Below are 19,857 nucleotides of genomic sequence, written 5' to 3' on the forward strand. Positions count from 1 at the left end.
CATCACCACGCGTATGTGGGCGGGCTGTTGGGGCCAGACCCTGGAAATGCTTTTAGCGACCATCACTTGGCGAAACGGCCAATTCCTGCCAGAGGGCTCGCCCATCGAACAGATCGACTCAAAGCGGGAAGAGTAGACCTCCGTGGGGTTCTTCGCCGCAGTTCTGCATGACATTGCCAAGCACATGATGGATCTGCGCGCCACATGGCGCACGCCTGGAGCGATGGAGCGCACCCGGTGGAATCCGATCGGGGGGCTGATGACTCGGATCGAGCGGGGCAGGGCGGCGGAGTACCTGGTGAAGTTCGTCCCCCAATCCGCAAGGGACTATGGCGCGCGCGCACGCTTGGCGGTCGCGCTGCTGGGACAGATCGCGCCCACCACGGCAGTGACGTTTCTAGCGCGTCGGCCGCACATCCTGTGGAGGGGCTCACCCGCTTCCGCTCCGGCCCCAAGGATGGCTTGGTGGCGAGTATCGTCGGTCGCGCCAACCACCATCGATATTGCAAGCCCTGCTGCACGGCAGCGGGGCGCGGTTTGCCACCAGCAATACGATCCCGCTCATCAACATGCTGATGGATCCGGTGAAGACCATACTGCGCGCAGGTACCGCGCTGCTCCTTAACCGATCAGGCGTGGCGGGCTGGGTGCATGACGGCTCGATGTGGTTTGTGGCCAAAAGTTTGGCTGATGGCGTGCGTGTATGGATCAAGGCCTGACCGTCGAGGAACGAGAAGTAGGAATCACCAAAGCCATGTTTTCGAAACGCTGGCGAGCCTAACAATATTTCAAGTCAACGCCTTTGCGCTTGGCCAGCGCTTGCAATCACCACGTAAACCGTTGAGCAAGGTCAGCGAGGTTGTCAGGGTCATAGCGACGATGCCTATCCCGGCGTTTAATTAGATACGATGTATACGTCATTATCTTTTGTGCCCGAGATAATAATCTTCATTGGCTTCCGAGGATAGCCAATTATCGACTTGTCCACATAATATTTTGAAGAAATCACTGTTTATCAGGCGCGAGTGAGCGCAGCGCTTGCTTGAGCGCATTGCATCGCGGAGAACGGGGAGGGCGAACGAGCGCAGCAAGGTCGCGCTTCGCTCACATGGGGGCCATGGCCCCCATACCCCCCTACAGGTCGGTAGAGCCTTCTATGTCACGCACGTAACGGTCACTGCGCGACGGGATGTTGGTATCCAAGATGAACCAACAACCGGCCTCATCCGGAAGCACACCTCGTTTCGTCAGCTTCCAAGTGAGCTGAGTGCAGGCGTAGTCGCCGAGCTCATCGAAGACCAAGCCGACCACATCCGCAAAGGAGTAGCCAACGAAGCGAAGCCGCACGGGCTTTGGCACCGTAATGTTCTTGCTGGACGAGAACCGGTTGCTCCAGGCGTCGCCCTCAGCGAAGGCCTTCACCATGTACTTTGAGAGGTAGCTGGCAATGCGAGAGGGCGCGCGCATGCGAATGCCCGCCTGAAGGTCAACGTTGCCGCCTAGGTCACCCACCACGGAGTGCCACACAGCCCGGATGACGCTGTAGCTTTTGACCTTCACTCCGCAGGCATGGTCGATGGTCCGCGGAATGCGATGCACAGCCATGTGAACATGCCACGCGCCACGTTTCTGACGCTCAAACGCAGCCACGTAGAACCAGCCAGGAATCACCCTGGCCATGCGCCTGTTGAACTCCTTCACATGCCGCTTGAGCGTTGCCCAGTCGGTCATGTTTTCACGGTAGGTGAGGGTGAGGAGGGTATCGACACCAGCGGCCTTGCACAGGTGCCGAACACGTTGTTTTGCACGCAGAGCGGCCCGTTCAAGATTGGCTTCACGCCGCTCCTCAGCCGTAGCTTCACGCTCAGCAAGGTAGTCGGCATAGGCCTGATCTGAGAGCTCACCCTCGACATGCCAAGTCACCAGCGGCCGAATGACGTACTCAGAATGGCCATTGCCAAGAGGGCGACACACAAGGTCGAATCCACCACCGGTGGTACTAACAAGGCGGTCACGCCCTACAATCCGTTCCATCGTTCTTGTCCTTTCCAAGAATGGTCATGGCCCCGGGAGTGTTGGTAGCACTCGCCGGGGTTCTCTTTTTCCGGCAGGACACCTGCCCAGGAATGTTCACCAGGTCAACGTAACAGGTCACAGGCCTCCCAGAGAACCAGTAGGCAGGGTCACTGGCCTGCCAGCCTTAACTGCCGCCTTCAGGGCCTTTCGCTGGGCCGCAGGCAGAGCTCGAATTTGAGCATCTGTGATCGTAGTGACAGCGCCGCCAAGCGAGGAGTAGACAGGTGCAGAGAAACCCTCCCGGGCAAACAAAGGAGACCCAAGACAAGACGCCACATCGCATTGCGTCAGATCAACACCCTTGCTCCTAGCCAGGGCCTCAACACGCCAGACGATTCCAGCGAGCATGTACTCCAAAAAACTCCAGCGATCAGCCCATGGCTCCCCGTCGGCGGAGATAACCGTACCCGGCAAGAGCGGCAAAGAAGAATCAGCCTCAACCGCTTCGGAGTCGAAGTCCCAAGTTCGAAAGTGGCGCTTTGCCCCCACAAAGGCGGCAAAGACTTCCTCTTGGACTTCCTCGAGCTTCAGCCACTCGAAGCAATCTTCACGGGTACGAACGGGTTTCAAAGCGGTGTTCATGGCAGTTCCTTTCTTGCGTTGAACGAGGGGTGGTAGGAGAACGAGAAACGCACTGGGAACCCGCAGCCGGCCGTGGTTTGCCGGTCTGATGTTCCAAAGTGTCTATGAGATAAATCTAGGGCCGGCGCTTCGCGCCGCCCCCCGGCCACGGCCGGGAGGCTTCGCGCTTCGCCCCCGGCCGCAGGGTCGCGCTTCGCTTGCACCCCCGCGGCCGTGCGCGCAGCGCTGTCCCCCTGTGCCGACCGAAATTGCTTTCCGAATGCTTCAGATCGTCGAACAAGGAGTGACCACCATGAGCCGTCAGTTCCGACAAACGAATGACCCTCAGGCGTCCACAGCTTGCCGCCATGAAAACACCAGCCTGCCCAGGACTCGCCGGGCAGCTCCATGCGGTTGAGCAGGCGCAGCAGCTTGTAGGCGGCGAAAGGGATGTCGTGCTTGCCGGACTGCCAGTTATGCAAAGTCCGTTCGGTGACGTGAAGAAGCTTCGCGCAGCCGGGCAGATCTAGGCCCAGGTTGCGGTACATGGCCCGGAACCGTTGAGCAAGCTCAGCGCGGGTGTCAGGGTCATGGCGACGATGCCTGCCCCGGTACTTAACTAGATACGATGTATATTATGTAAAATCACTAAAACACGATGATTGCGTGATCTGCTTTGAGTCTCACCATGCCACGCCCACCTTGCATTAAGCTGAGCAAGCCCCTGCATCTGCACCATCCGCAGTTTGCTTGACCACAACGATATGGAGACAAGCCATGCGCATTTCACATCCGGCGGTACTCAGCCGCCGTCGCCTCGTCCTCTCGAGCTCTGCCGCCGCCGCCGTTTCGCTTCTGCCATGGCGCATCGGGAGTGCCCAATCCACCTGGCCCACGAAACCACTGCGACTGGTGGTCCCATTTGCGCCCGGCGGCAGCTCCGAAATCGTAGCCCGCGCGGTCGCTGCAGAAATATCCAAGACCATCGGTCAGAACGTGTTCGTGGACAACAAGCCGGGCGCTGCAGGAAACATCGCCATGCAGGAAGTCGCCAACAGTACCGATGAGCACACTTTGATCCTGGGCCACATCGGCACGTTGGCGGTGAACCCCTACATCTTTCCGAAACTGGCATACGACGCCAACCGCGACTTTGCTCCCATCACGCTGGTATCCAAAGTGCCGAGCTTGTACGTGGTGCATCCGGACCTGCCGATCAAAAGTCTGTCGGAATTCATTGCCTATGCAAAAGCCCGCCCTGGCCAGCTCAATTACGGTTCGGCGGGAAATGGCAGCGCTGGCCATCTGGCATTCGAATATTTGAAGATGGTGACCGACACGTTCATGCTGCACGTGCCTTATCGGGGAACGGGTCCCATGCTCACCGACCTGATGGCCGGACGTCTGCAGGCCGCAGCCGTGGGCGCACCGGCCCTGCTGCCTTTCATCAAGGCCGGGAAATTGCGCTGCATTGCCACGGGGACTGCACAACGGCTTCCCCAATTGCCGGATGTGCCCACGGTGGCTGAACAGGGGTTCAAAGGCTTCGAAATGACTCAGTGGTACGGGCTGATGGCTCCCAGCAAATGGCCCAAGGCCAATCTGGCCAAACTGGAAACCGAGGCCGTCAAGGCAGCGCGAAGCTCTCTGGTCAAGGAAAAGCTGTCTCAGGAAACGGCTTTGGCGGTTGGAAACACCAGTGCGGAGTTCGACGCTTTCATCAAATCAGAACAGGCGCGCTGGAAACCCGTCATTGCGCGCGCCCAGATCAAACCCGAAGGAATGGGCTGAAGATCAGCTAAGCGCGGCGAAAAAAAGGCCACTGACTCGTGTCGATCGAGAAATCACTGGACTCTTCATCGCCACGAAACTCAAGGCGATTGAGGAAGGGGTCCAAAACGACTGCGGTGAAGCCTCCAGGATCGAGTTGCAGCAATTCGATGGACACGCCTTGGTGCACCCAGCGCTCGCACAGCGAGAGAAAGTCGCCCTTCAGGAAGACGCTGCAAAGCGATGACGGCTGGAGCGCGTTGATTTTTTCAACGTGCTCCACGAACTTGAGTTGCAAACGCACCAAGCCGTCTTCCGCCACCCAAAACTCGCTGTAGCTTCTTTTGAACCCGAGGTCTTTCTCGTAGAAATTTCGCGCTCGTTCTTCGCCATGCCGCGGTATGGGCACATGGATCCACGTGGCGATGTACTCGTTGGAAAAGGAAGAATCCATTCAGCATCCCAATTTGGATTTCGGCCGGCCGCTCACAGGCGCCGCGGCTCGCGCGGCAGCAATGGCCGCTGCGTTTCCTCGCGCCGGTTTGACGCCAAGGTCCGTCAAAGCCTGTTTCTCCGCGAGATAAAAAGAGCTTCGATTTTCTGCGCCATCGGCCCCGATATCGATGAATTTATAACCTTCTGCATGGCGATCATTGATCCAGTCAATATTGCCTTGCACGGCCTTGCGCTCCCATTCGTAGGAACTCATGGCTTCCGTGGAGGCGCCACTGGAACGGATGACTCCAGGCCAGTCCTTCTTGATCGTTCTGAACTCGTGTCCCGACAGCCGCGGGTTGTCTCTCATCGCCTTGGCATAGGCCTCCACCGCGCTCTGACCCTCGCCGATGATGACGTACTTTTCCAGGCCCCAAGGGTCGATCCACCGCAATGGATTGTCCGCATAGAGATGCAGATGGCTGCCGCCCGCCAGTCCGATGGGGTCGGCGCTGATGAAGCGCCCGATGTCCGGGTCGTAGAAGCGGAACGTGTTGTAGTGCAGCCCCGTGTCCCGGTCCAAATACTGGCCCTGCAGCCGCAGGTTCTGCTCGATCGCCTCGCCCCGGCCGTGCGCCTGCGCCTCGGGGATGGCGCTGCCGTCGATGCGCACCGCCTCCCACTGCTCCTTGAGCGCCCCGCCCCAGGTACGGTAGCTGGCGCGCCAGCGCACCTGGCCCTCGGGGTCGGTCAGTTCCTCCGGCAGGCCCGAGGGGTCGGCATGGAAGTAGTAGATCTGCGCGCTGTCCGGCGCCTCTTCGCGTGGCGCGGCCTGTTCCCAGGCCCGCCCCGTGGCTGGCACAGCCGTCTGCACAGCTTCGGCCACCCTGCCCCCTTGCGCATCGATGCGCGCCAGCGGCACATAGCCGCCCGGCTCGTACACATAGCTGGTCACCCGCGTCCCGCGGCGCTCCTCGATCAGCCGCATCCCCTCCCACACGAACTCCGTCACCCCGAATGCGTCATCGCTCGCCACTCGCCGCCCCAGCGCGTCGTAACGGTAGCGCGTGACCTGCCGCGTGGCCTCGGCCGTGCCCGGGCGGCGCACCGTGGTCACGGCCACCAGTTGGTCCTCCGCATCCCATTCGAAGTGCTGCAGCGTGTGCCGTCCACTCTTTTTCTGGACCAGGCGGCCCAGGCCGTCGTAGGCGTAGCGCTTGTCCTCGTACACGCGCACAAGGTTGTCGCGCAGGTAGCCGCGCGAACCGGCGCCCGCATGCCCTGCCCCTACTCCATGACTTGCTTGCGAGTCCATCAGGTTGCCGGCGGGGTCGTAGTCGAAACGCTCCTGCGTGCGCTCGGGGCCCGAGGCGCCCGATGCATTCGGCGCGCCCTGCCCGGCCCCCGGCCCCAGGCGCAAGGCCTGCAGCACCCGCCCGGTGCCGTCGTACTGGAAGCTGCTGCGCCCCTTTTGGCTGTGCACGCTGTCGCGCAGCTCGCCCGCCGCGTCGTAGCGGTATTGCTTGAGCAGGCCGGTGGCATGGCTGGGGCCGTGCTCGGCCAGCTCCACCTGCTGCTGATGCCACTCGCGCTCCCAGCCCGCCGCCTGCAGGCCCGCATCCGAGCGTGTCCAACTGCCCACGCGCCGCCCCAGCGCATCGAGCAGATAGCGCGTTCCCAGGCTGCCCTGGCTGCGGTGCACTTCGCGGTGCAGCGCATCGCGCTCGAAGTCGGCGATCAGCCGGTGCGCCTCACTCGCCGGCAAGGCAGTCAGGTCATCGCCTTCTTCTCTTGCAGCTTCGGCGGCCTCTTCAACTTCTTCTGCCGCCAGCGATTCCCGCAGACCGAGGCCGATACGGTGCAGGTGCCCCGAGCCGTAGCGCAGGTAGTTCAGGCTGCGCTGCAACACCCGGCCGCCGGGCTGCGCGACGGCAGGCAGTTCGGTGCGCGTGCGGTGCCCGAGCGCGTCGTGCGCGTGGCGCAGGTGGTGGGTGTGCCCGGTGACCGCATCCGTGGCGTGCTCGGCCACCAGATGGCCCACGGCGTCGTATTCGAAGCGCACGGTGTGCAGCAGTTCTTCCCGAGCGGGCTCTTGATGGCCAGGTTCGCCCTCTCCTTCTCCCACCACACGCAGGCGCGCGGCCTTCACCACACGTCCCGCGGCATCGTGCCGGTAGCGCAGGATGTGGCCCTGGCAGCGCTTTTCGATGAGGCGCCCGAGCGCGTCGCGCACGAGCTCGGTGCGCCGCACAGGCATGGCGCTCTGCGCTTTGGCGCCTTGTGCCAAGGTGCCTTCGGCGGCCTGGGCTTCGATGTCCCCGAACACGTCATCGCCCCCGCCCGCGTGGTGGGTTATGGCGCTGACTTGGCCATCGGGGTCGTATTCAAGCGCGATGCGCGTGCCGTCCAGGCGCACTTCTTCGATGAGCCGGTCGCCCACGTCGTAGCCGAACCGGTAGCTGGCGCCGTTTTCTGTCGTGAACTCGGCCATGCGGTGCGCCACGTCGTAGCGCACGCCGCTTTGCCGCCCCTCGGCGTCCACGCGCCAAAGGCGCTGGCCCCGCGTGTTGTAGCCGTAGCGTGTGGCGCGCGAGAGTGCATCGGTGTGCTGCACGAGGCGCCCGGCGCTGTCGTGCGCGAAGGTCTGGCTGCTGCCGTCGGGCAGGGCCACGGACACGAGGCGCCCGCGCGCATCGAAGGTGCTGCGGGTGACCTGCCCGAGCGCGTCGGTGACGCTTTGCAGTCGTCCCTGGCCGTCATAGGCGTAGTGGGTGCTTTGCCCGGAGCAGTCGGTGTGGCGCGTGAGCAGCGCGCGCTCGTTCCACACGAGGGTTTTGCGCCCGCCTCGCGCGTCGGTGATCTGCACGGGCAGGCCGCTGGCGTCCCAGGCGGTCTCGGTGGTGCGGCCGTCCGGCGTGGTCTCGGTGGTGGGCAGGCCACGGTCGTCGTATTCCCAGCGCCAGGTGGCGCCGTCGGGCCCGGTCACGCGCAGGGGCACGAACCAGCGGCTGTCCCACAGCGTGCGCGTGAGGTGGCCCAGCGGGTCGATGACACCGATCTGCAGGGCGTTCTCGTCGTACTGGAAGGTGGTGGTGGCGCCACTGGGCCGGGTGCAAGCGAGCAGTTCGCGCCGCTCGCTCCAGCGCAGCTGCCAGATATGGCCCAGGGGATTCTGGTATCGGGTGAGGTTGTGGTGGCGGTCCCAGCGCCAATGCTGGCAGCGGCCCAGTTGGTCGGTGGCGGTCGTTTCGCCGCCGCCGGCTTCCGCACCTCCGTTCGCAATGCTGTCCTCGCCGGCTAGGGTGTAGGCGATGTCGTAGGTTTCGCCGTCATCGGTCCAGTGGCGCACGACGCGTCGGTCGCGCAGGCGCTTACCCTGGGGGCCGCGCGCGCCGTCCTGGCGCTCGGGGCCGCTGGCCTGCGCGGCGCGCTCCCAGGCGTAGTGGCCTTCAAAACCGCCCGCATCGGCCTGCAGGACCATGAGTCGTTCGGCATAGGCAAAGCGCCGGGTGAGACTGCGCGTGCGGTCGAGCACTTCGGTGAGCTGGCCGGGCACGGGGTCTTCGGGCGAATGACCGGGGCCCTGGCGATCCTGATGCGAACTCTCGGCCGCATAGCGGTAGCTGGCGAGCAGGCCCAGCTGCTCGCCGGGGGCGGCCTGTACCAGGTGGATGGAATGCACCTGGCGGGCCTGCCCCGCATAGTCCAGCCGCAGTACCCGCCCCAGGTGGTCGGTCAGGCCCACCAGGCGCCGCGCGCTGTCGTAGCGCAGCGCGATCCAGTGCCCGAAACGGTCGCGCAGGCGCAGGAGCTTGAGGACATGGGTGCCGGGCTCTTCGGGCGCCGGGCCGAATTGCTCGTGGATGTGGTCGAGGCCGCTGACTTCGAAGTGCCCTCCGGCAGTGCACCCGACGATGAAGCCCTCGCCGGTATTGAAGAGGGCGTTGCCTGGCTCGACCCAGGGCAGCTCGATGTGCCGCCCCTGCGGATTGACGTAAACGAGGCGTCCGGCCTGGCCGCTGCCGGGCGCTGGGCGCACGACATGCAGTTCGATGTCGTAGGGCACGCTCCAGCCCTCGCCGTGCACGGTGTTCTGACGGTGATCGTGGTTGCTGTAAAAGCGCCGCCATTCGATGGGCAACGGCCCGGGGAGCACGAAGTCGGTATCACGGCTGCCGTCCAGGACCTTACCGCCCGTCGCGGGGTGCACGGGGTAGCCAATCAGGGACCGGAACCCGCGCCCGAGCCACTCGCCGGCCATGCCGACGACGGCGCCCATGGCCAGGCACCCCACTCGCCCCAGGAAGTTGCCGCGCCCCATGGCCAGGCCGACACCGATCTCCAGCGCGGTCTCCCACCACAGCTTGTCGTCGGCGACGTTGAGGTAGGCGGTCTTGTTGCCGCCGAAGAAGACGGTGTCCGCGCCGGTGGCGATCTGCGCGGCGCACATGAGCTTGTCGCCCTTGCGCGCAGCGGGAAAAGTCTCGATGAAGACGCTGTCGGTGCCCTCGGCGATGAAATTGGGGTTGGGTGAGGAGTGCTTGGTGCAGGCGGTGAAATCGGCGACGGCCCGCATGGCCAGGCGTTTTTCGATGAGAACGGTGCCCGCCCCCTGCGCGCCCAGCTTGCCCGTGATCTCCAGTTCACCGATGTCCTCGGTCATCTCCTGGATCTTCTTTTCCTTGTAGCTGCTCCAGCCAGTCGCCCCTCCGATGAAGCCGGCCAGCAGGCCGCACGCCAGGATCGCCCCGCAGCCCATGGTGGCCACCGATACCCCGGCCAACAGCGCAACCGCCCCTGCCACCAACAAGGTCTCCACCATCCCCGACGCCAGCCGCAATCCCACCCGCGCCAGCCTCGACCACACCGACACGTGCCCGATGTCGTCGCCCAGCCTCGCCGCCGCCAGTCCGCCCATGTTTTGTCTCCATCTTTTTTCAAGCCGTGCCTTCAGGCACGTGCGTTTGGGTCGTCGCCCCGTCGTCACTCACGCAAGACGAAACTCCCCAAGACATCGCCCACCATCTTGTGGTGCTCATCGGTGAAAGGGACCGGCAGCGAGAACGTCAGGCTCAGCACCTGGCGCGTGTCCGGCAGCAGGAACAGCGACTGCACGTGGTAAACCGTTTTGCCCTGCTGCTTGTAGCTCACCGAAAACTTCGAGCCGCCGATTTTTTGGCCGGCCCCCAAAAATGCGGGCTCGATCTCGCTGCGGGTGAATTTGCTCACTTGCCGGGAAAGATCGTTCAACTGGCGCTTCAAGAACTCCGGAGGCGTTTCGTCCGCCTCCAGCGGGTCCTTCGAGATCGCGATGGTCATGCCGCCGGAGCCGGGCTCGGGCGCCAACAGGTGCATGGTGCGGTCCGTCACATGGGGCGGTGCCGTGATGTGGCCTTCTTGGAAGTGATAAAGCATGTTTTTTCTTATGGAATGAGGCCGCAGGCGGAGGGCCTCAGCAATTGAGGTTGATCTTTTTCCCGAACTGGTCGAGGTCGTCCTGGAAGTTGAAGACGCCTTTCACGCCATTGAGCACGATCGTGCCATCGGCCTTCAAGGTGATGGAGGCCGCGCCGCAAACCAGGGTCACGCTCTCTCCCGCCACCTGCGTGATGTTTTTGCCCGCGTTCACGAACACCGTGTCGCTCTGCGCGTTCACCACCACGTTTTCCTTGGCCAGCACATTGGCGTTCAGGCTGGTGGAGGACAGCGATATGTTCTGCTCCGCCACCAGGTTCATGTTGCCGGTTTGGGCCACGGAGGCCACGTCACCGCCCGAGACCATGTTGCTTTGCCCGCCCGAAGTCACGTGCGTGAGCATGCCGGCCTTGGCCAACTGCGTGAGTTGCGCGCCACTGGAGATGGTCACGTGCTGCTGCGCATGCACCGACGTGCTCTGGCCCGAACTGACGACGATGGGCTTGGGACTGATCATGCTTTGCCCTTCCGGGCTCACGATGGACACGATCGGCTTGGTGATGTCCTTGGACAAATCCATCAGGCCACGCGCATCCGGCATGGCCGGGTCGGTGTTGGTGGGCATGGCCGTTTCCGCGCCCCCTCCTCCATCGCCACCCGAGCGGGAACTTGCCATCTTGGCCAGCGAGGCCAAGCCGCCCGCCGCGCCCCCGGTCATGGCCGCAATGCCTGCCCCCATGCTGGCGATCTGCGAGGCCTTGGCATCGGCCAATGCGCCGATGGTGGCGTTCACCGACGACACGGCCTGCCCGGCCTCCTGCATGAGTGAAGAGGTGTTGGCCAGCGTCGCACCCAACTGATCGAACCCATCCGGGTTGTTGCTCGCCACCTTGGAGGTGAAGTCCTGCGGGTACGTGGTGATCAGCAGCCCCTTGTCCGCCCGGATCGACCCCCACAGGTCCGTGCGCAGCTCGAACCCGTACCCGCGCTGCGAGCCGCTGCCCTGGTGCATCAGGTACCCCATGTTCAGGTACGTGTTGCCGTAGGTGTTGGACAGCTCCAGGTGCTCGATGCCCTTCTTGTCCTCAAAGCGCAGCATGCTCGCCCCGCCCCCGCCCTTGCTCCAGTTGGTGAGCGTGCCCGACTGCGTCTTGTTGTCCGGCAGCTTCCACGGCGGCATCTGGATGCCGTTGTAGACCCGCCCGGTGATGATGGGGTAGTCCGGATCGCCATTGAGGAAGTCCACGATGACTTCCTGTCCGATGCGCGGGATGTGGATGCTGCCGTAGTTCAGCCCCGCCCAGGGGTGCGATACCCGCACCCAGCAGCTGGAGTTCTCGTCCATGGCCCCGATGCGGTCCCAGTGGAACTGCACCTTCACCCGGCCGTACTGGTCAGTCCAGATCTCCTCGCCCGGCGGGCCCACCACCACCGCGGTCTGCGGGCCGGTGGTCTTGGGCTTCGGGGTGGTGCGCGCGGGCGTGTAGGGCAGGCTGGTGGGCTGGGCCTGCAGGGTGAACTTCTGGAACGAGCCCTCCTCCTGCGGCGTGCCCTTGGTGCCCGGCGCCACGGCGCTGACCTGGGGGTTTTCCTTGAAGTGGTATTCCAGCCCGGTGAGCAGGTATTGCTGATTCTGGTCCTCGCGCGGGTGGTTCTCCAGGGTGAAGGTGTAGCCGGGCGCCAGCGCCCGATGGCGCGACTCGCCCCGCACGGTGCTGTGCCCGGTCAGGCTCGATTGCAGCCGCGAGCGGGCGTAGTTCTCGCCATCACCGAACTCGGTGTACCCGCCCGGCCACTCGTAGATCTCGTGGCTGTCGTGCGCATGCCCCGGCGGGGTCTGGCGCATGTTGGACAGGTCGGCCTTGGGTTTCTTGAAGTCGTAGTCGTCGTTGTAGTGCCGCCCGGGCTTGATCTCCTGCGCCAATTGCCAGGCGTGGATGTTCTCCTTGTCGGCGACGGCGGCCTTCTCGGGCGGGTAGAACGGGATGACGGCCGCGCCCGCGAGCGGGCTGTGCGAGGCGACGATGTCGTCGGCCAGGGTGAGCACGTGCTGGCCGGCGCTGTGCTCGTGGAAGTAGTAGATGCCCTCGTGCTCCATCAGGCGCGAGACGAAGGCGCAGTCGGTCTCGTTGTACTGCACGCAGTAGTCCCAGGTGCGGTAGCTCTGGGTGAGCTTGCGCTGCAGCGGGTAGCCGTATTTGCCGAGCACCTCTTCGATGATGTCGGGCACGGTCTTGTTCTGGAAGATCTTGAAGTCGCTTTGCCGCGTGGCCAGCCACAGCCAGGGGCTCAGGCGGGCCTTGTAGGTGTAGAAGCGGTGGTCCTGGCCCTGCAGCCCAAAGCGGGTGACGATGCCGTCCAGGTAGCGCGTGCCGCCCCCTTCGGTCTCCACCACGATGGTGGCGCTCTTGCCCAGCAGGGCCTTGGGGTCGATGGATTTGCTCTCGCTCAGCAGGTTCACGTCCAAGGAGAACAGCTCGCTCAGCGCTTCTTTGCCCTGCAGCTGGCGAAACTGCAACTGCTCGCCCAGGGGCGTCTGGATGGTGACTCGGCGTGTCATGAGGAATGCCGGCCATGCCGGATTTGTAACGGGAATGGGGTCCGCAAATGATATTCCCTTGTTTCCAATACCTTATTGGATATTTGACTCAAAATGTAATCTGCAAAATTACTTGCATTATCCATCTGCTCAATTTCAATCAATAGGTATAAATACTTAATATTCATTGAATTCAAATAGTTTTTGATTTAATTTCGCAGAATTTAATAAAAATATCATTTTTCTTGGGCTGGCGTTGGCTTCCTACATTCTTTATCGGCACGCCGCTGCTACGTTACTGAACATGGCCCGTTCCCCCGCCACCCCCGACGCCCTCGCTCTGTATGAACAAAAGCGCGACTTCTCGCTCACCCCCGAGCCGCGCGGAGGGTCCGAGGCGCCCGCCGATGCGCTGCGCTACGTGATCCACAAGCACTGGGCCACCCGGCTGCACTACGACCTGCGCCTGGAGCTGGAGGGCACCATGAAAAGCTGGGCCGTGCCCAAGGGGCCCAGCTTCGATCCGGCCGACAAGCGCATGGCGGTGCAGGTGGAGGACCACCCGATCGCCTACAACCAGTTCGAAGGGCAGATCCCGGCGCGGCAGTACGGGGCGGGCAAGGTCATCATCTGGGACAAGGGCTACTGGTTGCCGCTGGAAGATCCGGTGAAGGGCTACAGGGCCGGCAAGCTCAAGTTCGAGATCCACGGCCACAAGCTGCAGGGGCGGTGGACGCTGGTGCGAATGCGCTCTCGGGGAACAAAGCAGGAGCGGCAGCCCGCATGGCTGCTGATCAAGGAGCACGACGGCCTGGAGCGCCCGGCGGCCGAGTTCGACGTGGTGCAAGACATGCCCGACAGCGTGAGCGCCCTGCCCGATCTCCCGGGCGTGCCAGGCCAGGCGCCTCGGCCCGGCAAGGCGCGGGCAACGAAGGCCGCCCGAGGCGCCAAAGCCGCCCAAGCGGTCAAGGCCCCGTTGCCGGCCGAGCTCAAACCCCAGCTCGCCACGCTGGTCCAGGGCCCGCCGCCCGATCTGGCCGACTGGCTGTTCGAACTCAAGTTCGACGGCTACCGGCTGCTCGCGCGCATCGACCGTGGCAAGGTGCGGCTGTTCACCCGCAATGGCAACGACTGGGCCCACAAGATGCCCGACCTCGTGACGGCCCTGAAGGCGCTTCCCATCGACAGCGGCTGGATCGATGGCGAGATCGTGGTGATGGACCGCCAGGGCATGCCGGACTTCCAGGCGCTGCAGAACGCGTTCGAGAACGGCACGGCGGCAGGGCTGGTGTTCTACGCGTTCGACCTGCCTTTCGTGAACGGGGCGGACCTGCGCGCACTGCCCGTCACGGACCGCCGCGAGGCCCTGCGCGCCATCCTTCCCGGGGGCGAGGGCCAGACCGTGCGCTTCAGCGAGGCCTTCGATGCGGCCCCGGGCCAGCTCATCGCCTCGGCCTGCCGGCTCGGCTTCGAAGGGGTGATCGGCAAGCGCAGGAGCGCGCCCTATGTCTCGCAACGCTCGGCGGACTGGATCAAGCTCAAATGCGGCCAGCGCCAGGAGTTCGTGATCGGCGGCTACACCGAGCCCAGGGGCACGCGCAACGGCATCGGCGCGCTGCTGCTGGGCGTGCAGGACGAAGACGGGAGCCTGCGCTACGTGGGCAATGTCGGCACAGGGTTCAACGAGCGCAGCCTGGCGCAGTTGCGCGAGCGCCTGGGGGCGCTGACGACTTCCAAGAGCCCGTTCGCCAACGCGGCCCGGGGCGCGGCCAAGGTGCATTGGGTGCGGCCGCTGTTGCTGGCGGAGGTGGCCTTCGCCAGCTGGACGCACAGCGAACGCATCCGCCACGCCGTGTTCCGCGGCCTGCGGGACGACAAGCCCGCCAAGGACATCGTGCACGAGCGCCCTCTTCCCGCCAAGGCGCTGGCCAAGGCCTCCACCAGCGCCAAGCCCTCGCCCGCGCGAGCGGACACCCTGCGCGTGACCCACGCCGACCGCGTCATCGACCCGGAATCGGGCACCACCAAGATCGACCTCGTGCGCTACTACGCGCTGGTGGCGCCGCTGATGATGGAGCACCTGCACCAGCGACCGGTCTCGCTGGTGCGGGCGCCGGCCGGTGTCGGTGGCGAGCTGTTCTTTCAGCGCCACCAGGAGCAAGGCAGCCTGCAGGGCGTGCAGCCGCTCAAGGCCTCGCTCTATCCCGGCCATCCGCCGCTGCTGGAGGTGGTGGACCCGGAGGGCCTATTGGCCGCTGCGCAGATGAACACGGTGGAGTTCCACACCTGGAATGCCCGCAAGGACCGCATCGACCGGCCCGACCGCATGACGTTCGACCTCGATCCCGGCGAGGGCCTGGCCTGGGACCGCATGCAGGAAGCGGCCACCCTGATGCGCGTGATGCTCACCGAACTCGGCCTGCCGTCGTTCCTCAAGACCAGCGGTGGCAAGGGCCTGCACGTGGTGGTGCCCATCCAGCGGCGGCACGACTGGGATACGGTCAAGGCGTTTTCGCAGGCCATCGTGCAGCACATGGCCCGCACCATTCCGGCCCTGTTCGTGGCTAAGAGCGGGCCCCGCAACCGCGTGGGCAAGGTGTTCGTGGACTACCTGCGCAACGGATTGAGCGCCACCACGGTCTGCGCCTGGTCGGCGCGCTCGCGGCCGGGCCTGGGCATCTCGGTGCCGCTGGCCTGGAAGGAGCTGGAAACCCTGACGGGCAGCGCAGAGTGGACCGTGCGCAATGTGGACGAGCGGCTGCGCACCGGCAACACCCCCTGGGAGGGCTATGCCGGCGCGGCGGTGTCGATCGCGGGCGCCATGCGCCTGCTGCAGTTCACGCCGAAGGCATGAGCGGCGGCCGCGCGGCGGCGGCAGGGCCGGTCAGGCCTGCAGTGGCAGTTCGTCCGTTTCGGTGCGGGTGGTGCGGTGGCCCTTCAGTCCAAGCTTTGCCAGCAGCTTCACATCGGCCTCGCCCTCCGGGTTGCCGGTGACCAGCAGCTTGTCGCCATAGAAGATCGAATTGGCGCCCGCCATGAAGCACAGCGCCTGCACGGCATCGCCCATCTGCTGGCGGCCGGCCGACAGGCGCACGCGGGCCTTGGGCATGGTGATGCGCGCCACGGCGATCACCCGCACGAAGTCCAGCGGGTCCACCGGTTCGCTATCGGCCAGCGGGGTGCCAGGCACGCGCACCAGGCTGTTGATCGGCACCGATTCGGGATAAGGGTTCAGATTGGCGAGTTGGGCGAGCAGGCCGGCGCGGTGCACCGGCGCCTCGCCCATGCCCACGATGCCGCCGCAGCACACGCTGATGCCGGCGCCGCGCACGTGCTGCAGGGTGTCGAGCCGGTCCTGGTAGGCGCGGGTGCTGACCACGTCGGTGTAGTACTCGGGCGCGGTGTCCAGGTTGTGGTTGTAGTAGTCGAGCCCGGCGTCTTTCAGCGCCTGCGCCTGGTGCGATTCGAGCATGCCCAGCGTGGCGCAGGTCTGCATGCCCAGCCCTTTGACGGCGCCGATCAGCTCGCTCACTTTTTCGATGTCGCGGTCCTTGGGTGCGCGCCAGGCGGCGCCCATGCAAAAGCGGGTGGCGCCGGCATCCTTGGCGGCCTGGGCCGCAGCCGTGACTTCCTGCACGCTCATCAGCTTCTCGGCTTTCACGCCGGTGTCGAACTCGGCCGACTGCGGGCAATAGCCGCAGTTCTCGGGGCAGCCACCGGTCTTGACCGACAGCAGTGTGGCCAGTTCGATGTCGCCGGCAGGCCAGTGCTCGCGGTGCACGCTCTGGGCCTGGAACAACAGGTCCATGAACGGCTTGTCCAGCAGCGCCTGGATGGCCTCGACGGACCAGGGCCCGGCGGGCATCTGCGCGACTGGCGGGCGGCGGTGCAGTTGCACGGCTTGCGCCGCGGCGGGGGGGGTGGGTTGGACAGCGGTGGTTGGCATGGTGGGCGGGCCCTTTCTCGTCTGGTTTTTCGGCAGTCCGGCATCTGGCCGGTCGTGGCAGGCGCAGATTCTGGCGGAGCCGGCGGTGCAAATCCAGATCCAGGCCTCACAAACCCGAGCGGGATGGAGTGCCGTTATCTGCAGTCAACGGCCGGCGAGCGATCGGGCTTTTTAACCGAGGTTGCGCGACATTGGCCGCACGATCGCACAGGCGCAAAACCTGTGTCGCCTTCTGTCGCGAAACCATGGCCATCTTTCCGAAAACACCTCGCCTGACTGTGCAGCCATGCTCGAAGTTGCGTGCAGTTGGCACACGTGCGACTGCGGTGCGGCGGAATGCGCCTGTCGATTCTTCAGCCCAGCGCCGCGATCACGTCTTTGGGGGCCTGCACCAGCTCGATGAGCACCCCCTCGCCCGCGATCGGAAACTCCGCGCTGGATTTGGGGTGCAGAAAGGTGATGTCGTGCCCCGCCGCACCCTTTCGGATACCACCGGGCGCGAAGCGCACGCCCTGGGCCGTGAGCCATTCCACCGCGCGCGGCAGGTCGTCGATCCACAGGCCGATGTGGTTGAGCGGCGTGGTGTGCACGGCAGGCTTCTTGTCCACGTCCAGCGGCTGCATCAGGTCCACCTCCACCGCATGCGCGCCCCGGCCCATGGCCAGGATGTCTTCGTCCACGTTCTCACGCTCGCTGCGGAAGGTGCCGGTCTGTTCGAGGCCCAGCATGTCCACCCACAGCGCCTTCATGCGCTCCTTGTCGGTGCCGCCGATGGCGACTTGCTGGATGCCGAGGACCTTGAACGGACGTGCGGTGATGGGATTTGCCATGCGGGCTCCAAAAACGGTTTACTATGATTTTTATAGCGATACGCCCTAGTGGAATATGCGCCGCAGGCCAAAATGGGCCTGATCCACAGCGTGCCACCCACAGGCATGCGCCACGCGGTGCCGGCCGGTTCGGGCCTTGCCCGCCCCGCCCGCGACACCGAGCACGGGGATCACTGGAATTCCAGGATCACCTGGTCCACCGCCAGCGACTCGCCCTTGCCGGCGACCACCTTGCCCACGACGCCGTCCTGGGTGGCGAACAGGATGTTCTCCATCTTCATGGCCTCAATCACCGCGAGCTTTTCGCCGGCCTGCACCGCCTGGCCGGGCTGCACCGCCACGTCGACCAGCAGCCCGGGCATGGGCGACAGCAGGAACTTGCTCAGGTCCGGGGGCGCCTTGTAGGGCATCAGGGTGTGCAGGCGCGCGCCCAGGGGGGACAGCACCATCGCATCGATCTGCGTGCCGTTGTGCGAGATGCGCAGCGCCAGCGGACTGCGCGGCGTGCCGCGCTCGACCTGCGCGGTGAAGCCCGCGCCGTTGCACTGGCCCTGTACGCGGATCTGGCCCAGCGTGGCCGCGCTGCCGATCTGGTAGCTCTTGCCGCCCACCGACACGGCGCTGGAGCCCGAGCTGCCCTGGAAGTCGGTCACCGACACCGCGTGGTGCTCGTTGCGGCCTTCGTGCCCCATCACCACCACCACGAACTGCTCGCCCACCTTCACGTTGTGGCCGGCCAGTTGCCCGCTGATGCCGGAGGCGCGCGCGCGGTAGCGGCGGTTCATGTAGGCCGCCAGTGCCACCAGGAACAGCGGATCGTCGTGCGGCACGTCCTGCGAGGCAAAGCCCTGGCTGTAGTTCTCGGCGATGAAGCCGGTGTTGAAGTCGCCCGCCACGAAACGAGGATGGGCCAGCAGCGCGGCCTGGAACGGGATGTTGCTGCCCACGCCGCGGATCACGAACCCGTTGAGCGCGGCGCGCATCTTGTGGATGGCGTCCTCCCGGTCCTGGCCGTGCACGATGAGCTTGGCGATCATCGAGTCGTAGTACATGGGAATCTCGCCGCCCTCGTACACGCCCGTGTCCACCCGCACGCCCAGCTTTCTGGTGGTGTCGGCCTGGAACATCGACTCCTCCGGCGGCTGAAAGCGCACCAAGCGGCCAGTGGAGGGCAGAAAGTTGCGGAACGGGTCTTCGGCGTTGATGCGGCACTCGATGGCCCAGCCATCGCGCCGGACGTCGGCCTGGGTGAGCGGCAGCGGTTCGCCGGCGGCCACGCGGATCATCAGCTCGACCAGGTCCAGGCCGGTGATGCATTCCGTCACCGGGTGCTCCACCTGCAGGCGCGTGTTCATCTCCAGGAAGTAGAAGTCCTGGTCCTTGCCGACCACGAACTCCACCGTGCCAGCGCTCTGGTAGTTCACCGCCTTGGCCAGGGCCACCGCCTGCTCGCCCATGGCCTTGCGCGTCGCGTCGGAGATGAAGGGGGACGGCGCCTCCTCGATCACCTTCTGGTGGCGGCGCTGGATGGAGCATTCGCGCTCGTTCAGGTAGATCACGTTGCCCTGGCTGTCGCCCAGCACCTGGATCTCGATGTGGCGCGGCTCCTGCACGAACTTCTCGATGAAGATTCGGTCGTCGCCGAAGCTGTTGCGCGCCTCGTTTCGGCACGAGGTGAAGCCCTCCAGCGCCTCCTTGTCGTTGTAGGCCACGCGCAGGCCCTTGCCGCCGCCGCCGGCGGATGCCTTGATCATCACGGGGTAGCCGATGTCGCGGGCGATCTCCACCGCGCGCTCGGCCGATTCGATGGCGTCGTTCCAGCCCGGAATGGTGCTGACCTGCGCCTCGTTCGCCAGTTTCTTGGAGGCGATCTTGTCGCCCATGGCGGCGATGGAATGGTGCTTGGGGCCGATGAAGACGATGCCCTCCTCCTCCACGCGCTTGGCGAAGGCTTCGTTTTCCGACAGGAAGCCGTAGCCCGGGTGCACGGCCTGCGCCCCGGTCTGCTTGCAGGCGGCGATGATTCGGTCGGCCTGCAGGTAGCTCTCGCGGCTGGGCGCCGCCCCGATGTGCACGGCCTCGTCGGCCAGCTTGACGTGGCGCGCCTCCTTGTCCGCATCGGAATACACCGCTACGGTGGCGATGCCCATCTTCTTGGCGGTGGCGATGACCCGGCACGCGATTTCGCCCCGGTTGGCGATCAGGATTTTGGTGAACATGGTGTTGGGGAGTGGAGGTGTTCTAACGGGCGGTGTCTTGCGTCTTTTTTGTCTGTCTGTCTCGCG

General features: G+C 64.8%; 13 protein-coding genes. 3 read left to right on the forward strand and 10 right to left on the reverse strand.

The annotated features are described in order from the left end of the window. The first annotated feature begins 503 nt into the window (after window positions 1-503). On the forward strand, window positions 504-719 hold the full coding sequence (locus AVKW3434_RS03035) for a TraI domain-containing protein (RefSeq protein WP_284404266.1): 216 nt from the start codon (window positions 504-506) through the stop codon (window positions 717-719). A 415-nt stretch (window positions 720-1,134) separates the two neighbouring features. Here the strand turns inward: AVKW3434_RS03035 and AVKW3434_RS03040 are convergent, their stop codons facing one another. The 3 genes from AVKW3434_RS03040 to AVKW3434_RS03050 form a co-directional block, all read right to left on the reverse strand. After that, on the reverse strand, window positions 1,135-2,034 hold the full coding sequence (locus tag AVKW3434_RS03040) for a rolling circle replication-associated protein (RefSeq protein WP_284404269.1): 900 nt from the start codon (window positions 2,032-2,034) through the stop codon (window positions 1,135-1,137). Window positions 2,035-2,151: 117 nt separating this feature from the next. Then, complete coding sequence (locus AVKW3434_RS03045) at window positions 2,152-2,658, reverse strand: hypothetical protein (RefSeq protein ID WP_284404273.1); 507 nt, start codon at window positions 2,656-2,658, stop codon at window positions 2,152-2,154. Then, a complete protein-coding gene (locus AVKW3434_RS03050) occupies window positions 2,655-3,185 on the reverse strand; it encodes a VC1465 family Xer recombination activation factor (RefSeq protein WP_284404277.1) in 531 nt (176 codons plus the stop codon). The genes AVKW3434_RS03045 and AVKW3434_RS03050 overlap by 4 nt, the downstream gene beginning before the upstream one ends. Before the next feature lie 229 nt (window positions 3,186-3,414). Here AVKW3434_RS03050 and AVKW3434_RS03055 point away from each other — a divergent pair, with 229 nt between their 5' ends. Continuing rightward, window positions 3,415-4,428: a Bug family tripartite tricarboxylate transporter substrate binding protein gene (locus AVKW3434_RS03055; protein WP_284404279.1), complete on the forward strand. Its 1,014-nt coding sequence runs from the start codon at window positions 3,415-3,417 to the stop codon at window positions 4,426-4,428. 7 nt (window positions 4,429-4,435) lie between these two features. Here AVKW3434_RS03055 and AVKW3434_RS03060 read toward each other — a convergent pair whose 3' ends face one another. The 4 genes from AVKW3434_RS03060 to AVKW3434_RS03075 all read right to left on the reverse strand — a co-directional run bounded on the left by AVKW3434_RS03060 (window position 4,436) and on the right by AVKW3434_RS03075 (window position 12,817). Then, complete coding sequence (locus AVKW3434_RS03060; RefSeq protein ID WP_284404281.1) at window positions 4,436-4,861, reverse strand: hypothetical protein; 426 nt, start codon at window positions 4,859-4,861, stop codon at window positions 4,436-4,438. Continuing rightward, window positions 4,862-9,760 carry an RHS repeat-associated core domain-containing protein gene (locus AVKW3434_RS03065; RefSeq protein ID WP_284404283.1) on the reverse strand — a complete coding sequence of 1,633 codons (4,899 nt, stop codon included), beginning with the start codon at window positions 9,758-9,760 and terminating at the stop codon, window positions 4,862-4,864. 65 nt (window positions 9,761-9,825) lie between these two features. Then, on the reverse strand, window positions 9,826-10,257 hold the full coding sequence (locus tag AVKW3434_RS03070; protein ID WP_284404286.1) for a DcrB-related protein: 432 nt from the start codon (window positions 10,255-10,257) through the stop codon (window positions 9,826-9,828). 37 nt (window positions 10,258-10,294) lie between these two features. Then, window positions 10,295-12,817 carry a type VI secretion system Vgr family protein gene (locus AVKW3434_RS03075; RefSeq protein ID WP_284404288.1) on the reverse strand — a complete coding sequence of 841 codons (2,523 nt, stop codon included), beginning with the start codon at window positions 12,815-12,817 and terminating at the stop codon, window positions 10,295-10,297. Window positions 12,818-13,100: 283 nt separating this feature from the next. Here AVKW3434_RS03075 and ligD point away from each other — a divergent pair, with 283 nt between their 5' ends. Next, window positions 13,101-15,650: a DNA ligase D gene (gene ligD / locus AVKW3434_RS03080; protein ID WP_284404290.1), complete on the forward strand. Its 2,550-nt coding sequence runs from the start codon at window positions 13,101-13,103 to the stop codon at window positions 15,648-15,650. Between the two features lie 30 nt (window positions 15,651-15,680). Here the strand turns inward: ligD and bioB are convergent, their stop codons facing one another. The 3 genes from bioB to AVKW3434_RS03095 form a co-directional block, all read right to left on the reverse strand. Then, a complete protein-coding gene (gene bioB / locus AVKW3434_RS03085) occupies window positions 15,681-16,742 on the reverse strand; it encodes a biotin synthase BioB (protein ID WP_284404292.1) in 1,062 nt (353 codons plus the stop codon). A gap of 353 nt (window positions 16,743-17,095) precedes the next feature. Beyond that, on the reverse strand, window positions 17,096-17,572 hold the full coding sequence (locus AVKW3434_RS03090; protein WP_284404294.1) for a VOC family protein: 477 nt from the start codon (window positions 17,570-17,572) through the stop codon (window positions 17,096-17,098). A 170-nt stretch (window positions 17,573-17,742) separates the two neighbouring features. Continuing rightward, on the reverse strand, window positions 17,743-19,791 hold the full coding sequence (locus AVKW3434_RS03095; RefSeq protein ID WP_284404296.1) for an acetyl-CoA carboxylase biotin carboxylase subunit: 2,049 nt from the start codon (window positions 19,789-19,791) through the stop codon (window positions 17,743-17,745). Window positions 19,792-19,857 lie beyond the last annotated feature (66 nt).

Source organism: Acidovorax sp. SUPP3434, from assembly GCF_030159015.1.
GTDB lineage: Bacteria > Pseudomonadota > Gammaproteobacteria > Burkholderiales > Burkholderiaceae_C > Paracidovorax.

Bases quoted from the DNA above. Each gene is read 5' to 3' on its own strand.
- AVKW3434_RS03055 (WP_284404279.1), top strand. From the start codon at position 3,415: ATGCGCATTTCACATCCGGCGGTACTCAGCCGCCGTCGCCTCGTCCTC.
- AVKW3434_RS03065 (WP_284404283.1), bottom strand. From the start codon at position 9,760: ATGGGCGGACTGGCGGCGGCGAGGCTGGGCGACGACATCGGGCACGTG.
- ligD (WP_284404290.1), top strand. From the start codon at position 13,101: ATGGCCCGTTCCCCCGCCACCCCCGACGCCCTCGCTCTGTATGAACAA.
- AVKW3434_RS03070 (WP_284404286.1), bottom strand. From the start codon at position 10,257: ATGCTTTATCACTTCCAAGAAGGCCACATCACGGCACCGCCCCATGTG.
- AVKW3434_RS03050 (WP_284404277.1), bottom strand. From the start codon at position 3,185: ATGTACCGCAACCTGGGCCTAGATCTGCCCGGCTGCGCGAAGCTTCTT.
- AVKW3434_RS03090 (WP_284404294.1), bottom strand. From the start codon at position 17,572: ATGGCAAATCCCATCACCGCACGTCCGTTCAAGGTCCTCGGCATCCAG.
- AVKW3434_RS03045 (WP_284404273.1), bottom strand. From the start codon at position 2,658: ATGAACACCGCTTTGAAACCCGTTCGTACCCGTGAAGATTGCTTCGAG.
- AVKW3434_RS03075 (WP_284404288.1), bottom strand. From the start codon at position 12,817: ATGACACGCCGAGTCACCATCCAGACGCCCCTGGGCGAGCAGTTGCAG.
- AVKW3434_RS03095 (WP_284404296.1), bottom strand. From the start codon at position 19,791: ATGTTCACCAAAATCCTGATCGCCAACCGGGGCGAAATCGCGTGCCGG.
- AVKW3434_RS03040 (WP_284404269.1), bottom strand. From the start codon at position 2,034: ATGGAACGGATTGTAGGGCGTGACCGCCTTGTTAGTACCACCGGTGGT.
- AVKW3434_RS03060 (WP_284404281.1), bottom strand. From the start codon at position 4,861: ATGGATTCTTCCTTTTCCAACGAGTACATCGCCACGTGGATCCATGTG.
- bioB (WP_284404292.1), bottom strand. From the start codon at position 16,742: ATGCCAACCACCGCTGTCCAACCCACCCCCCCCGCCGCGGCGCAAGCC.